This window comes from Leifsonia sp. 71-9 (genome assembly GCF_001898805.1).
In the GTDB taxonomy this organism is placed as follows: Bacteria; Actinomycetota; Actinomycetes; order Actinomycetales; family Microbacteriaceae; genus Leifsonia.
Map to the genome: position 1 here is coordinate 229,698 of NZ_MKVJ01000014.1, position 15,393 is coordinate 245,090.

Below are 15,393 nucleotides of genomic sequence, written 5' to 3' on the forward strand. Positions count from 1 at the left end.
TCCATCACGGCTTCCTCCATCTTCTCACGGGGCTAGGCGCGGCCGAGGGAGCGCCGGACGAGTGCCGCCATGCGGTCGGACCCGTCGCGGACCCCCGCCGCGGCGGCCCTGGCGGACATGCCGGCCACGCGTTCGCGGTCGTTCAGGAGGGGCAGGAGCTCGGCGTCGACCCACTCGGGGAGGAACGCTGCGTCGTCCACGAGGATCCCGCCGCCCGCGCCCACGACGCCGGCGGCGTTGTAGCGCTGCTCGCCGTTCCCGATCGGGAAGGGCACGTAGACGGCGGGGATGCCCAGCGCGGCGAACTCGCACACCGTCGCCGCACCGGCGCGGGCCACGGCGAAGTCGGTGAGCGCGAACGCGAGGTCCATGCGGTCGCAGTAGTCCAGCAGGCGGTAGTGCTCGACACCCGGGTCCGTCAGCTCGCCGCGGCCGCCCTGGATGTGGAGCACCTGCCAGCCCGCCGCGGTCAGCTCGCGGGCGCGTGCCGAGATCGTGCCGTTCAGCCGGCGGGCGCCGAGCGAGCCGCCGGTGACGAGCAGCGTGGGCCGGTCGTCGGCGAGGCCGAACTCGGCGAGGGCTTCGGAGCGCGACGCCGCGCGGTCCAGCTCCTCGATCTCGACCCGGAGCGGCATGCCGACGAAGGTCGCGTGGGGCAGCCGGGTACCCTCGAATGCCACGCCCACCCACGGGGTGTAGCGCGCTCCGAGGCGGTTGCCGAGGCCGGGGCGGGCGTTGGCCTCGTGGATCACGAGCGGCACGCCTGCCTTGCGGGCGGCCGAGTAGGCCGGCGCGGCGGCATAGCCTCCGAAGCCCACGACGACGTCGATCCCCCGCTCGCGGATCAGCTCGACGACGGTGCGGATCGCGCGCCGGTACGCGCCGGGGAACCGCAGCGCGGCGGCGTTGGGGCGCCGCGGGAAGGGCAGCTTCGGGATGGTGACGAGCTCGTACCCGCGCGCGGGCACCAGTCGTGCCTCCAGCCCCTCCTTCGTGCCGAGCACGACGATCTCGGCCGCGGGGTCGTCGCGGCGCAGGCGGTCGGCGACGGCCAGCAACGGGTTCACGTGGCCGGCGGTCCCTCCGCCGGCCAGCAGGTACCGCGTCATGCGCGCGGACCGGCCGATCGGGAGGCGGACGGGTTCGCGTGCGATTCCTTGCTCGACTCGCGCGCGAACGAGAGGACGATTCCGATGGCGATCATGGAACTGATCATGGCAGTCCCTCCCGCAGAGATCAGTGGGAGCGGTACGCCGAGCACGGGTATGACGCCGAGGACGACGGCGATGTTCACGAACGCCTGGCCGATCAGCCAGACCATGATCGCGGCCGTCGTGACGCGGGCGAACGGGTCGGTGGACGCGTGGATGATGCGGAGGAACACGATCGCGAGCAGCACGAAGAGCAGCAGGACCACGATCGCGCCGATCAGCCCGAGCTCCTCGCCGATGATCGCGAAGATGAAGTCGGTGTCGGCAGCGGGCAGCCAGGACCACTTCGAGTGGGAGTTGCCGAGCCCGACGCCGAACACGCCGCCGGACGCGAGCGCGTAGAAGCCGTTCTTGATCTGCCAGTCGACGTCCGGGTTGGCGGCGCTGCTCCCGCCGAAGAACGCGGCGATGCGTCCGACGCGGCTGGCGCTGGACAGGGCGACGGCGACCGCGATCGCGGCCATCCCGACCGTCCCGATGACGAGGTAGCGCATCCGCACGCCGGCGTAGAACAGGGCGCCCAGGACGAGTGCGGCCATGATGACCGTCGTGCCCAGGTCGCCGCCGAGCAGGACGAGCGCGATCGCGCCGCCGGCGATCGGCACGACCGGTACCGCGACGTGCTTCCACTGGTCGAGGACGTCCCGCTTGCGCGCGAGCACCACGCCGAGCCAGACGACGAGGGCGACCTTGATCGCCTCCGACGGCTGGCCGGTGAACGATCCGATCCGCAGCCAGTTGCGGTTGCCGCCGATCTCGACGCCGAGCGGGGTCAGGAGCACGAGCACCTGGAGGAAGCACGCGGCGGCGAGCAGGAACCAGATCGACTTCTTCCAGAACCGCGCGGGCAACCGGGACACCAGGAACATCAGCGGCAGGCCGATGAGCGCGAACGCCCCCTGCGACCAGAACCGCGAGAAGAAGTTGTCGCTGTCGCTGTGCGACTCCACCGAGGAGGACGACAGCACCATCACCAGGCCGAACATCACCATGAACAGCGTGACGCCGAGCAGCATGAAGTAGTTGGCCGACTCCGCGGTCACGTTCTTGCCGAGCGAGATCCGCGCGGTCAGGCCGGCCAGGCGTGACGAGGTCTCGGACGAGGCGGCGCCGCGGGAGGCGGGAGTGGGGCGCTCAGTCCTCGTCGGGACGCGAGGCGGAGAAGTCATCCGCCTCACCTCCCAAGTACTCGTTGACGGCCGCCTGGAAGAGGCGTCCCCGTTCCGCATAGTCGGCGAACTGGTCCATGGACGCCGCGGCCGGCGCCAGCAGAACGGTGTCGCCCTCGCGGGCGAGACCGCCGGCCGAGCGGACAGCCGTCGGCATGACCCCTTCAGTTTCGTCGGCCTCGACCTCGACCACCGGAACCGTCGGCGCGTGTCGCCGGAATGCCTCCCGGAGCGGCTCACGGTCGACGCCGATCAGCACGGCCCCGCGCAGGCGGGAGGCGTGGCTGCGGACGAGCTCGTCGATGTCGACGCCCTTCAGCAGGCCGCCGACCACCCAGACGACCGACGAGTACGCGCGCAGCGACGCGTCCGCGGCGTGCGGGTTGGTGGCTTTGGAGTCGTCGACCCAGCTCACGCCTGCCTCGACCCGCACCAGCTCGATGCGGTGCGCGTCCAGTCGGAACGCGGTCAGCACGTCGCGGATGGTCTGCGGCTCGACCCCGTACGAGCGCGCGAGCGCACTGGCGGCCAGGATGTTGGCGACGACGTGCGGCGCCGACAGTCCCGCTTCCCGCAGCTCGTCCAGCGTGGTCAGCTCCAGGGCGGTCGTCATGCGGTCCTCGAGGAACGCGCGGTCGCACAGGATGCCGTCGACCACGCCGAAATCGCTCGGGCCGGGCACGTCGAGCCCGAAGCCGATGGCCCGGGCGCCGTCGACGACCTCCGCCTCCTCCACCATCAGGATGGTGTTGGCGTCGGCGCGGTTGTAGACGCACGCGACCTGCGTGTTGTCGTAGACCTTCGCCTTCGCGGCGATGTACGCCTCCAGCGAGCCGTGCCAGTCGAGGTGGTCGTCCGCGATGTTGAGGCAGGCCGACGAGTAGGGATAGAGCTCGCCGCCCGCGTTGCGGTTGATCCAGTGCAGCTGGTAGCTCGAGAGCTCTACGACGAGCACGTCGAAGCCCTCGGGGTCGCGGATCGCGTCGAGCACCGGCACGCCGATGTTGCCGCACGGGGCCACCCGGCTGCCGCCGGCGAGGAGCATGGTCGCGGTCAGCTGCACCGTGGTGGTCTTGCCGTTGGTCCCGGTGACGCAGATCCAGTCGGCGGGGGTGTTCCCGCTGCCCGGCGCCGCCACCTTGTCGCGGAGCCGCCACGCGAGCTCGATGTCGCCCCAGACCGGGGTCTCCCGCTCCTCGGCCCACACCAGCAGCGGGTGGTCCCAGTGGAATCCGGGCGAGACGACCACGAGCTCCGGATCGAACTCGACCAGACGCGCCGGCGCCGACGAGAGGTCGGACTCCTCGAGCAGCTCGGCGCCGATGACCTCGAGCAGCATCGCCCGCTCGGAGTCGGCCGACGCCGTGACGACGAGGACCTCCGCGCCGAGCTCGGCGAGGGTGTCCGCCACGGAGAAACCGGTGACGCCGAGGCCGTAGACGGCGACCCGCAGGCCGCGCCAGTCGGCGTGCCAGCTGGTCAGGGTCGAGAGCCGCTCCCCCGCACTCACGTGGCGAGCCATTCGAGGTAGAACGAGCCGACGCCGGCGGCGACGAGCAGACCGCCGATGATCCAGAACCGCACGACGACCGTCACCTCCGCCCAGCCTTTGAGCTCGAAATGATGATGGATGGGGCTCATCAGGAAGATGCGCCTGCCGTGGGTGAGCTTGAAGTACGCCCGCTGGACGATCACCGAGCCCGCCTCGATCACGAAGAGGCCGCCGATGAGCACGAGCAGGAGCTCGGTGTGGCTGAGGATGGCGAGGGCCGCCACCGCGCCGCCGAGCGCGAGCGAACCGGTGTCGCCGAGGAAGATCTGCGCGGGCGACGTGTTCCACCAGAGGAAGCCGACCACGGCGCCGACGATCGCCGTCGCCACGATCGCGAGGTCGAACGGATCGCGCACCTCGTAGCACTTGGCCACGTTCTCCGGGTTCAGGTTGGAGTTCGCGCACGACTGGATGGACTGCCAGAAGCCGATGATGATGTAGGCGCCGATGGCGAGGATCGACGCACCCGAGGCCAGGCCGTCGAGCCCGTCGGTGACGTTCACGCCGTTCGACGTCGCGGCCACGATGAAGTTGATCCAGATCAGGTAGAGGCCGTAGCCCACCACGAGCCCGATCGCCCCGAACTGGGTGAGGTGGCCGAAGTCGATCGGCAGGTCGCGGATGAACGACACGTTCATCGAGGCCGGGGTGTCGCCGTTGCCGTTCGGGAACGAGATCGCCAGGAACGCCCAGACGGTCGCGACGATCACCTGGCCGGCGACCTTCGCCCACCCCGTCAGGCCGAGACTGCGCTCGCGCCGGGTCTTCAGGAAGTCGTCGACGAAGCCGACGATGCCGAGCCCCACCATGAGGAACAGCACCAGCAGTGCCGAGACGCTCGTCTCGTCGCCGGTGAGGAGCAGGGCGGTGAAGTAGCCGAAGAGCGTGCCCAGGATGACGATGATGCCGCCCATCGTGGCGGTGCCCCGCTTGGCGTGGTGGCTCTGCGGCCCGTCGTCGCGGATGAACTGCCCCCACTGCAGGCGGCGGAACAGGCGGATGAACAGCGGCGTCAGGAACAGCGAGAACGCCATCGACAGTGCACCGGAGGTCAGCAGGGCTCTCACGAGAAGAATTCTCCCAGTCGGTCGCCGAGGAAGCGCAGTCCCGCGGAATTGGAGGACTTCACGAGCACGGTGTCCCCCTCGCGGAGGTCTCCCGTCAGGTGCTCGTACGCGGCGTCCTGGGTGTCGAAGTAGAGGGACTCGCCGTCCCACGATCCCTCGTTGATGGCGGTGATGTGCATCCGCCGGGCCGAGGGACCGACGACGACGAGCTGGCCGATGCCGAGACGGACGGCGAGCAGGCCGATGCGGTCGTGCTCCTCCCCCGAGAACTCGCCGAGCTCGCTCATCTCGCCCAGCACGGCGACGGTCCGGGAGCCCGGCTCCGCGATCTGCGCGAGCGTCTTGAGCGCGGCGGACATGGAGTCCGGGCTCGCGTTGTACGCGTCGTTGATGACCGTCACGCCACGGGCGCCGCCCAGGACCTCCATCCGCCACCGCTCCGCGCGCTGCACGGTCTGGAGGGCGGAGACGATCGCGTCGATGCCGACGCCGAGCGTGTGCGCCGCGGCCGCGGCCGCGAGGGCGTTCATCACGTGGTGCTCGCCCAGCACCCGGAAGCGGACCTCGCTCGAGGTGCCGTCCGGCAGGTGGAGGGTGAACGACGTACCGCGCGCGCTGGAGACGATGTGGGTCGCGCGCACGTCGGCGCGGCCGTCGAGGCCGAACCACAGCACCCGGGCGGCGGTCTTGTCCGCCATGGAGGCGACGCGCGGGTCGTCCAGGTTCAGGACGGCGACGTCGGATTCGAGCAGGTCGCTGACCATCTCGGTCTTCGCCGCGAGCGTCTTCTCGATCCCGCCGAACTCGCCCGCGTGGGCGAGGCCGACCTTGAGCACGATCCCGATGTCCGGACGGGCCATGCGCACGAGGCGGGCGATCTCGCCCACGCCGCTCGCGCCCATCTCGGCGACGAGGTAGCGCGTCTCCTCGGTGACCTCGAGCATCGTCACCGGGGCACCGACCTCGTTGTTGAAGGAGGCGCGGGGGGCGATGGTCGGGCCGACCTGCTCCAGGATCTCGCGCAGGAGGTTCTTGGTGGTCGTCTTGCCGTTGGAGCCGGTGACGCCGACGATCTTCAGCCGGCCGAGGGCGCGCACGCGGGCGATGACCTCGGTCGCGAGGTCGCCGAGGGCGACGACGGTGTCCTCGACGAGCAGCTGCGGCACCGGGAGGTCGAGCGCGTGGTCGACCACCAGGAGCGCGGCGCCCGCCTCGGCCGCCTGCGGCGCGAAGAGGTGCCCGTCGGTGAACTCACCGGGCTTGGCGAAGAAGAGCGTGCCGGGCACGACCTCCCGCGAGTCGGTGGTCGAGAGCCCGCTGACGACGGTCTCGGGAGTCGCGGGCGCGCCGTCGACCAGCGCGCCGTCGAGCAGGAGGGTGCCGCGGGTCGCCGCGGCGACCTCGGCGAGGGTGAGGGCGATCATCAGAGCCACCCGGCCTCTCGGAGGGCGAGCCGGGCGTCGTCGCGGGCGGAGTACGGCAGTCGCTGGCCGGCGACCTCCTGGTAGTCCTCGTGGCCGGGGCCGGCGTACAGCACGACGTCGCCGTCGCCCGCCAGCGAGAGCGCCTTGCGGAAGGCGGCGCGCGGGTCCGGCACCTCGTAGAGCTCGCCGTCCGGGACGGCGGCACGGGCGCCGGCGAGGAGCGCCTCGCGGATCGCGGCCGGGTCCTCCCAGCGCGGGTGGAAGTCGGTGATGACCACGGCGTCGGCGCCGCGGGCGGCGATCGCGCCCATGTCGGCGCGCTTGGTGGTGTCCCGGTCGCCGTCGGCGCCGAAGACCATCACCACGCGGCCCGAGGTGACCCGGCGGAGCGCCGTCAGGGTCGAGAGGAACGCGTCGGGCGTGTGTCCGTAGTCGATGAAGACGACCGGACCGCGGTCGCCGGAGAGCCGCTCGGTGCGTCCGGGCACGTAGGCGTCGATCCCGCCGTCGCGGTCGAGGGCCGCGCCGATCGCGTCCAGGTCGTAGCCGGACTCCACCAGCATCACGATCGCGAGCGCGGCGTTGGCGGCGTTGTAGGCGCCGATCAGCGGCACCGAGGACTCCAGGCGGCGGCCGTCCGGTCCTTCGATCGCGAACGCAGTGTCGGAGAGGGTCTCGTCGAGGATCGTCAGGGTCCAGTCGGCCTCGGTTCCGGGCGAGCTGGACAGGGTCGTGACGGGGATGCGCGACTGCTGGACGAGCGAGCGGCCCCAGTCGGAGTCCACCGTGACGACCCCGCGGCGGGCGCGGTCCGGCTGGAACAGCTCCAGCTTCGCCTCGAAGTAGTCGTCCATCGCCGTGTAGTCGTCGAGGTGGTCGTGGCTGAGGTTGGTGAACCCGACCACGTCGAACTCGATGCCGTCGACGCGGTGGCGGCTGAGGGCCTGCGCCGAGACCTCGAGCGCGACGGCGCGGACGCCCTCCTCGCGCATCCGGGCGAGGAGCGCGTGGAGCTCGCTGGCCTCCGGAGTGGTCAGCTTGCTGGTGATCGCCTGCTCGCCGATGCGGCGCTCGGCGGTCGAGCTGAGCCCGGCGACGACGCCGAGCTGCCCGAGGATCGCGTAGAGCAGGTAGACCACGCTGGTCTTGCCGTTGGTCCCGGTGACGCCGAACAGGGTCGCCTGGTTCTCGTCCGTGCGGTAGATCCAGGCCGCGACGGCGCCGAGGGCGGCGCGCGGGTCCTGCGTGACGATGACGGGGAGTCCCGAGGCCGCGGCGAGGTCGGCGCCCGCCTCGTCGGTGAGCACCGCGACCGCGCCGGCCTCCGCGGCCGCAGCCGCGTAGCTCGCGCCGTGCGCGTTCTTGCCGGGCACGCCGACGTAGAGATCGCCGGGCTCGACGGCGGAGCTCGCGAGAGCCGCACCGGTCACCTCGACGGCGTCGAGGTCGCCTCGGCAGTCCAGCCCGAACTCCGCGACCAGCTGGGCGAGCGGACGGGCGACGGGATGCTCGGGGCGCAGGGAGGAGGGCGCCGGTCCTGTCACGGGGCTCACTTTCAGTAGTACGGAGGGTAGTCGGCCGGGCTGGTCGTCGACGGCTTCACCCGGTAGGTCTTCAGCACCTGGCTCATGATCGTGTGGAACAGCGGAGCGGCGGCTGCCGACGAAGTAATGGTAGTCGGGTATCCGAGGTTGACCGAAACGACGTACTGGGGGTCGTCGACCGGGGCCACGCCCATCACCGAGACGTAGTACGAGGGCAGGTACCCTCCCTTGCCGTCCGGCTGCTGGGCCGTTCCGGTCTTGGCGGCGACGCGGTAGCCGGGAATCTGGAGCTGCTTCGCGAGCTCGCCCTTGGTGACGACCGACTCCATCATCCCGAGCGTGGTGCTGGCGGCCTCCGGCGAGACGACCTGGGTCGCCTTGGCCGACGGGACCTGGGTGACCTTGCCGTCGGCGTCGGTGCAGCTCTCGACCAGCGAGAGCGGGATGCGCGCGCCGCCGTTCGCGAGCGCCTGGTATGCGTCCACCATCTGCAGCTGGGTCGCCGAGACGCCCTGGCCGAACATCGTAGCGTACTTCGTCTGGTCGTCCCAGCTGTCGACCGGGTGCAGGATGCCGTCGGACTCCCCCGGGTACGGCAGGCCGGTGCTGTCGCCGATCCCGAACTTCTTCAGGTAGTCGTAGCGCGTCTGATCGCTGAGCGCGCGGCCGAGCTGCGACATGCCGGTGTTCGACGACATCATCAGCACGCCGGTGAGCGTCAGCCGCAGCGGGTCGTGGTAGCTGGAGTCGTGGAGGTCTGCGCCGTTGCCGGACTTCCACTCGTAGGGGGCGAGGACCTGCGAGGTCGGGCTCGCCTTGCCCTGGTCGATCAGCATGGCCGCCGTCAGGGCCTTGAACGTCGAGCCGGGCTCGTACGGGTCGGTGAGCGGCCGCAGGTTCCAGTACTTGGGGTCGGTCCCGTCGAGGTTGTTGGGGTCGGCGGAGGGCCACTGGGCCACGGCCTTGACCTTGCCCGTCTTGGCCTCCACGACCGTCACGAAGCCGAACTGCGATCCGGTCGCTTGGACCTGCTGGGCCAGCGTCTGCGTGGCGAACCATTCGAGGTCGCTGTCCAAGGTCAGCTTGACCGTGCCGCCGTCCTTCGCCTGCTTCTGCACGACGGTGCTGCCCGGGATGGCCACGCCGTCGGCGCCCTGCTGGTACGTCTCCGAGCCGTTGCGCCCGGCGAGGCAGGTGTTCTCGCTCTCCTCCAGGCCGCCGTTGCCGGAGTCCGACATGTAGCCGAGCAGGTTGCCGGCGACCGCGCCGTTCGGGTAGCTGCGGGTCTGGACCTTCGAGAAGGTGAGCCACGGGTAGGGCAGCGCGTTCAGCTTGTCGAAGGTGCCCACGTCCATCCCGGATTTGATGAGCACGTATTTCGACTTCGGGTTCTGGGCGAGCGCGTCGTCGAAGAGTTTCGCCACGGCGTCGGCGCCCTGACCGGTGATCGCGCCGATCTTCGCGGCCGCCGCCAGCATCTTCGCGTGCCCGTCGGCGCCGGCGACCGCGTCCGAAGGGGAGGCCGCGGCCGTGTACTTGTAGATGGTGGTGGCCAGGACGGTCCCGTCGTCGTCGACGACGTCGCCGCGGTTGCCGTAGAGCGTGGTCGTCCGCTCCTTCGCGTCGACCGACTGCGCCTGCAGCGCGTCCGCGCGGACCACCTGGATGTCGACGAGCTTCGCACCGAGGATGCCGACGGTGACGGCGACGGCCGCCACGGTCACCGCGGTCCGCCGCCGCAACATCTTCTTGCTGGTCATGCGTGCGTCCGTCCCGTCGTCAGTGCGTCACCGGCGTGGGCAACGCTCCCTGCAACGGTACGGTCGGCGCGGTGGTGGGCGGGGTAGCGGCACCCGTGCTTGCGGAATTCCCAGCTTGGGTCGCGGGCGGCGTGGCCGGCTGCTGCGTGTTGGCCAGTCCGACGCCCGCCAGGAGCGAGTTCGGCACGAGGTTGCCCTGGCCGCCGGTGACCGTGCCCGCTGCACCGGTCGCGGCGATGGGCGCGCCGAGCACGGCGCCGTCCGAGAGGCGCAGGTAGGCGGGGTTGCTGTTGCTGACCATGCCGAGGGAGTTGGCGTTCGCCGCGAGGTTCTGCGGCGACGACACGCGGGTGAGGTCCTCCGAGGCCGCTTGCAGCGAACGCTGCAGGCTCGTCTGCTGGGTCTGGAGGGTGTTCAGCGTGTACGCGCCCTGCGAGATCGCGATGCTCAGCAGCAGCTGGGCCACGACGATGACCAGCAGCGAGCCCACCGCCACCACGGCGTAGAGAGCGCGCGGGCGGGCGCGGCGCTGGGAGCGCGAGGGGACGACCTCGAGGTGGCCGCGCCGCTCCTGCTCGGCCGGGGCCGGGAGGACGCCCCCGGTCCAGCCCGCGGCGGGACGGCGTCGTGCGGTCGATTCAGCAAGACTCGTGCTCACGAGGCCCTCCTCACGCGTTCGGCCGCCCGCAGGCGGACCGGGGTGGCTCGCGGGTTCGCGGCCTTCTCGTCGTCGTTCGCGAGCTCGGCGCCGCGGATCAGCAGCTTCAGCTCGGGGCGGTGCTCCGGCAGCTCCACCGGGAGCCCCGGAGGCGCGCTGGAGACGGAGCGCGCCTGCAGCTCGCGCTTCACGATGCGGTCCTCCAGGGACTGGTACGCCTCGACGACGATGCGGCCGCCGACGCGCAGCGAGTCGATCGCCGCGGGGATCGCGTGCTGCAGCACGGACAGCTCCTGGTTGACCTCGATCCGCAGCGCCTGGAAGACGCGCTTGGCGGGGTGGCCCTGGCGCTGCACCGCGACGGGCGTGGCCTTCGTGATCACGTCGACCAGCTGCCCGGAGCGGACCAGCGGCTCCTGCTCGCGCGCCGCCACGATCTTCTGGGCGTACCGCGCGGCCAGCTTCTCCTCGCCGTACTCGCGGAAGATGCGGCGCAGGTCGGCCTCCGAGTAGTCGCGCAGGATGACCTCGGCGGTCAGGTCGCTCGTGCCGTCCATCCGCATGTCGAGCGGGGCGTCCTTGGAGTACGAGAAACCGCGCTCGACCCGGTCGAGCTGCAGGGAGGAGACGCCGAGGTCGAAGAGGATGCCGTCGGCCGCGTCGAACCCGAGCCCGTCGAGGGCCTCGCGGATGCCGTCGTACACGGTGTGGACGAGGTGAACGCGGTCGCCGAACCGTGCGAGCCGCTCCCCCGCGATGGCGAGCGCCTCGGGGTCGCGGTCGAGCCCGACCAGGATCGCCTCCGGGAACCGCTCCAGCACGCCCGCCGAGTGGCCGCCCATGCCGAGGGTGGCGTCGACGAAGATCGCCCCGGGGCGCTCCAGCGCGGGCCCGAGCAGCTCGATGCACCGCTCCAGGAGGACCGGGGTGTGGATCTCGTCGTGATTCGTCGGTTCGCTCATCGTGAAGAGGGCCCGTGCCCCTGATTCCGGATCCCCATCCATTCCGACCTGACACCGGGGAAGTGCGTCAGGGCGTATGGCTGGGAGTCCGGCGTCAGGCGCTAGAACAGCCCTGGGATCACCTCCTCGTCGGTCTCTGCGAATGTGGATTCCTGTTCGGCCAGGTAGGTCTCCCAGGCCTGGGCGTCCCAGATCTCGGCGCGGCTGCCCGCACCGATCACGACCAGGTCGCGGTCGAGCCCGGCGTACGAACGCAGCGTCTGCGGGATGGTCACCCGGTTCTGCTTGTCCGGCACCTCCGCGCTCGCCCCGGAGAGGAAGACGCGCAGGTAGTCGCGGGCCTGCTTGCTCGTCACCGGCGCCTGGCGGATCTTCTCGTGCAGCGCCTCGAACTCGCGCTGGCTGAAGACGTACACGCAGTGCTCCTGACCGCGGGTCAGGACGAGACCGGACGCGAGCTCATCGCGGAACTTGGCCGGCAGGATGATGCGCCCCTTCTCGTCCAGTTTGGGGGCGTGAGTACCGAGGAACATCGGACGCCTCCCCACTCTTCCGGCCCAAGGTTGTGGTGCGCCTCCACTTTACTCCACTTCCATCCACAAAATCACGCACATCGGGAATATTGGCCCGAAAGGGGGTGTTCGAGCCGCGGAAAATCAAGGATTTTCGCGGTGGAGCAAAGTGGAGCAATCCTACGCGCCCGGGGAGGAAAATGGGCATGAAAAAAGGCCGATCCAAAGGATCGGCCTGGTGCTGCCTACGAAGGGAGCGGGGTGGGGCGAAGTGGAGGGAGGGTCAGCCCTGACCGTCCTGCCGCTTGTCCCAGCGGTCGTTGAGCTTGTCCATGAAGCCGGCCTGGCTGCCGCCGCGACCCGCCTTGGCCTTGCTCGGCGTGGTGGGGGCGTCGGGGTCGACCGCGACGCGCTTGCCGGGGGCGATGGCCAGGAGCACTCCGCCGAACATGACGACGAAGCCCAGGATGCCGACGAGCGGCTGCTGGACGAAGACTCCGGTGATCAGCACACCGACGCCGACGACGGCGATCAGGATGCCCAGGACGATCGAGCGGTACGCGGGTCGCACCCGCTTGCCGCCGACCTTCGCCACGAAATCCGCGTCGTTCTGATAGAGGCTGCGCTCCATCTCTTCGAGGAGGCGCTGCTCGTGCTCCGAAAGCGGCATCCGTTTCCCCCTCTTTCTCGTGGGTTCAAGCCTTGTGTGGCTGATTGTAGCCGTGCGTCTCTGACTAGGCTAGGCATGTGTCTGAAAGCATCCGATTCGTCGACCTTATCCAGTCCAGAATCGATGGATTCTTCGATGTCCGTGCATCTATTCTCGTCTCCATCGCGGACGAGCTCTCCCCGATCGCGGGTTTCTCAAGGGATTTTCTCAGCGGCGGCAAACGGTTCCGCGCCCTTTTCTGCTTCTGGGGCTGGCAGGCCGTGCGCACGGCCGGTGACGAAGCCGCCGAGTCGCCCGTCACCACCGGCGGTCCGCTCGACGCCGTGGTCTCGGTCGCGAGCGCGCTGGAGCTGTTCCACGCCGCGGCCCTGGTCCACGACGACCTGATCGACAACTCCGACACGCGCCGCGGCGCACCGTCCGCGCATCGCCGCTTCCAGAGCCTCCACGACCAGGAGGGCTGGAAGGGCTCGGGCGAGACGTTCGGCCACGGCGCCGCCACCCTGCTCGGCGACCTCCTCCTGATCCTGAGCGACGAGCTGTTCGACGAGGGCCTCACGCAGGCGGTCAGCCCATCGGCGCGCCGAGCGGCCCGCGCCGAGTTCAACCGGATGCGGATCGACGTCACCGCCGGCCAGTACCTCGACATCTTCGAGGAGATCGGCTGGGCCGGGCGGCCGGACTCCGACCAACTCGCCCGGGCGGAGCGCGTCATCGTCTACAAGTCGGCCAAGTACAGCATCGAGTCGCCACTGCTCATCGGGGCCAGTCTCGCGGGCGCCACCGTCGGCCAGCTCGACGCGTTGCGCGGCTTCGGCCTCCCCCTCGGGATCGCGTACCAGCTGCGCGACGATCTGCTCGGCGTCTTCGGCGACGCCGACGTGACGGGGAAGCCGAGCGGGGACGATCTGCGCGAGGGCAAGCGGACCGTGCTGATCGCCCTCACCCGGGAGGCCCTCCCCTCCGGTGCGCGCGCCACGCTCGACGAGCTCCTCGGCGACCCGGAGCTCACGCCGCAGCAGATCGCGATGCTCCAGTCGACCATCCGCGAGTCTGGCGCGGTCGACACGGTCGAGAAGATGATCGCGGACAACGTGCGGCGCGCGATCGACGCGCTCGAGGCCGCGCCCATCGGCGATCAGGCGAAGGCGAACCTGCGCGACCTCGCCGTGACGGTCACCCGCCGCGCGGCCTGAACGGGCTCAGGCGAGAGCCTGGGCCACCCGGCGCACCTCGGCCTTGCGGCCGCTGCGCAGCGCCTCGATCGGCGAGGTGCCCAGCGACTCCTCCTCCTCGATCATCCAGTCGACGGCCTCGTCGTCGTCGAAGCCCGCATCGGAGAGGACGACCAGCGTCCCCCGCAGCTCCGGCAACGGCTCGCCGTCCCGCAGGAACAGCGCCGGGACCTTGATGACGCCGCCGATCCGCTTCGCGGCGAGGTGGCGGTCCTCGATCAGCCGGCGAACGCGGCTGACGCCGATGCCCAGCTGGTCGACGAGGTCGGGGATGGTGAGCCACTCGGTGGCCTGCACGCGCTCATTCACGTCATCAAGGGTGCCACGTCCGGAGCGGGCCCGTGTGCGGGACCGATTGTTACGATCAGGTAAACTGCTGTCACACCCGTCACTTTGGTTGACTCCCTCTACATTCTGTGTCAGCGTGGGGTCCGGCGTGTCACTCGAAAGGGGGGTCCCATGTCCGTGCGAGACGACGAAGCCGCCGCGGAGCCGACGACCGTGCAGGAGCGCGGCCGGCACTGGACGCGGTCCGTGCTCGGCACCGTCCCGATCGCCGTCGCCGGCTCGATCGCGGTGGCGCTCAATCTGGTGACCCCCGCGCAGGCCGTGCAGCCGCAGACGGCGGAACAGCCGCGCGAGAAGACGCCGACGACCGGGTCGACCCGGATCGCCGTCGATCCGTCCGCCAGCACGACGACGTCGACGGCGCTGACCTCCGTCGCGGGCGCCCCGACCAGCTACACCGTGGCCTCCGGCGACACGGTCAGCGGGATCGCCTCCCGCTTCGGTGTCTCGACGGCGAGCATCCTCGCCCTCAACGGGCTCAGCTGGAAGAGCCTCATCTTCCCCGGGCAGGTGCTCGCGCTCGGCGGAGCGGCCGCCCCCGCACCGGCGCCCGCGGCCCCGTCCGCCCCGGCGGTCACCAAGTACTCCGTCGTCTCCGGCGACACCATCAGCCGCATCGCGAGCCGGTTCGGCGTCTCGACCGCGTCGGTGCTCAGCGTGAACGGCCTCAGCAGCTCCAGCCTGATCTTCCCCGGGCAGCAGATCACCATCCCGGGCATGACGACCGCGGCGTCCGTGACCCCGGTGGCCGCTCCGGCGCCGGCTCCGGCTCCGGTCGCGGCTCCCGCTCCGCTCCCGAGCGCGAGCGCCGGCCAGGTCGTCGCGCTCACCGACGAGATGCGCGGCAACGCCGCTCTCATCGTGCGGATCGGCCGCCAGGAGGGGGTGAGCGATCAGGGCATCGTCGTCGCGCTGGCCGCCGCCGCGCAGGAGTCGGGCCTCCGCAACGTCCGCTACGGCGACCGCGACTCGCTCGGCCTGTTCCAGCAGCGGCCCAGCACCGGCTGGGGCACCGCCGCCCAGGTCCTCGACCCCGAGCGCGCCATCCGGGCGTTCTACGGCGGTGCGGGCAACCCCAACCCGGGGCGCACGCGCGGCCTCCTGGACATCCCGGGCTGGACCTCGATGAGCGTCACCCAGGCCGCGCAGGCCGTGCAGATCTCCGCGTTCCCCGACGCCTACGCCAAGTGGGAGACCTCGGCGCGCGCGTGGCTCGTGCAGCTCGGCTGACCCGCGTGGGCCGCAGAAGGTCACAGCCGGATCACAGCCCGCGCCGTCACC

14 protein-coding genes are annotated in these 15,393 nt (G+C 70.7%); 2 read left to right on the forward strand and 12 right to left on the reverse strand.

Annotated elements, in window-relative coordinates:
- Positions 1 to 32: 32 nt before the first annotated feature.
- From BGO91_RS08310 to BGO91_RS08360, 11 genes are all read right to left on the reverse strand, one after another.
- Positions 33 to 1,109 (reverse strand): UDP-N-acetylglucosamine--N-acetylmuramyl-(pentapeptide) pyrophosphoryl-undecaprenol N-acetylglucosamine transferase, encoded by a 1,077-nt coding sequence (locus BGO91_RS08310; protein ID WP_290472305.1) that lies wholly within the window; start codon positions 1,107 to 1,109, stop codon positions 33 to 35.
- On the reverse strand, positions 1,106 to 2,380 hold the full coding sequence (gene ftsW, locus BGO91_RS08315; protein WP_290472306.1) for a putative lipid II flippase FtsW: 1,275 nt from the start codon (positions 2,378 to 2,380) through the stop codon (positions 1,106 to 1,108). The genes BGO91_RS08310 and ftsW overlap by 4 nt, the downstream gene beginning before the upstream one ends.
- Positions 2,346 to 3,890, reverse strand: coding sequence for a UDP-N-acetylmuramoyl-L-alanine--D-glutamate ligase (gene murD / locus BGO91_RS08320; RefSeq protein ID WP_290472307.1), 1,545 nt, complete (start codon positions 3,888 to 3,890; stop codon positions 2,346 to 2,348). The genes ftsW and murD overlap by 35 nt, the downstream gene beginning before the upstream one ends.
- Positions 3,887 to 4,999, reverse strand: a complete 1,113-nt coding sequence (gene mraY / locus BGO91_RS08325; RefSeq protein WP_290472308.1) for a phospho-N-acetylmuramoyl-pentapeptide-transferase — start codon at positions 4,997 to 4,999, stop codon at positions 3,887 to 3,889. Before mraY ends, murD begins: the two co-directional genes overlap by 4 nt.
- Complete coding sequence (gene murF / locus BGO91_RS08330) at positions 4,996 to 6,423, reverse strand: UDP-N-acetylmuramoyl-tripeptide--D-alanyl-D-alanine ligase (protein ID WP_290472443.1); 1,428 nt, start codon at positions 6,421 to 6,423, stop codon at positions 4,996 to 4,998. The genes mraY and murF overlap by 4 nt, the downstream gene beginning before the upstream one ends.
- Entirely contained in the window at positions 6,423 to 7,967 is a 1,545-nt protein-coding gene (locus BGO91_RS08335) for a UDP-N-acetylmuramoyl-L-alanyl-D-glutamate--2,6-diaminopimelate ligase (protein WP_290472309.1), read from the reverse strand. Before BGO91_RS08335 ends, murF begins: the two co-directional genes overlap by 1 nt.
- 11 nt (positions 7,968 to 7,978) lie before the next feature.
- On the reverse strand, positions 7,979 to 9,727 hold the full coding sequence (locus tag BGO91_RS08340; protein ID WP_290472310.1) for a penicillin-binding protein 2: 1,749 nt from the start codon (positions 9,725 to 9,727) through the stop codon (positions 7,979 to 7,981).
- A 19-nt stretch (positions 9,728 to 9,746) separates the two neighbouring features.
- A complete protein-coding gene (locus BGO91_RS08345) occupies positions 9,747 to 10,385 on the reverse strand; it encodes a hypothetical protein (RefSeq protein ID WP_290472311.1) in 639 nt (212 codons plus the stop codon).
- On the reverse strand, positions 10,382 to 11,347 hold the full coding sequence (rsmH, locus tag BGO91_RS08350) for a 16S rRNA (cytosine(1402)-N(4))-methyltransferase RsmH (protein WP_290472312.1): 966 nt from the start codon (positions 11,345 to 11,347) through the stop codon (positions 10,382 to 10,384). Before rsmH ends, BGO91_RS08345 begins: the two co-directional genes overlap by 4 nt.
- A gap of 101 nt (positions 11,348 to 11,448) precedes the next feature.
- The gene (gene mraZ / locus BGO91_RS08355) at positions 11,449 to 11,880 is read right to left on the reverse strand and encodes a division/cell wall cluster transcriptional repressor MraZ (RefSeq protein ID WP_021763085.1); all 432 of its coding nucleotides are present in this window, start codon (positions 11,878 to 11,880) and stop codon (positions 11,449 to 11,451) included.
- Positions 11,881 to 12,142: 262 nt separating this feature from the next.
- Positions 12,143 to 12,529: a DUF3040 domain-containing protein gene (locus BGO91_RS08360; protein ID WP_021763084.1), complete on the reverse strand. Its 387-nt coding sequence runs from the start codon at positions 12,527 to 12,529 to the stop codon at positions 12,143 to 12,145.
- A 77-nt stretch (positions 12,530 to 12,606) separates the two neighbouring features.
- On the opposite strand from BGO91_RS08360, the gene BGO91_RS08365 reads away from it, so the two are divergent.
- On the forward strand, positions 12,607 to 13,725 hold the full coding sequence (locus BGO91_RS08365; protein WP_290472313.1) for a polyprenyl synthetase family protein: 1,119 nt from the start codon (positions 12,607 to 12,609) through the stop codon (positions 13,723 to 13,725).
- A gap of 6 nt (positions 13,726 to 13,731) precedes the next feature.
- Here the strand turns inward: BGO91_RS08365 and BGO91_RS08370 are convergent, their stop codons facing one another.
- Positions 13,732 to 14,073, reverse strand: coding sequence for an Rv2175c family DNA-binding protein (locus BGO91_RS08370; RefSeq protein ID WP_290472314.1), 342 nt, complete (start codon positions 14,071 to 14,073; stop codon positions 13,732 to 13,734).
- A 150-nt stretch (positions 14,074 to 14,223) separates the two neighbouring features.
- Here BGO91_RS08370 and BGO91_RS08375 point away from each other — a divergent pair, with 150 nt between their 5' ends.
- On the forward strand, positions 14,224 to 15,342 hold the full coding sequence (locus tag BGO91_RS08375; RefSeq protein WP_290472315.1) for a LysM peptidoglycan-binding domain-containing protein: 1,119 nt from the start codon (positions 14,224 to 14,226) through the stop codon (positions 15,340 to 15,342).
- Positions 15,343 to 15,393 lie beyond the last annotated feature (51 nt).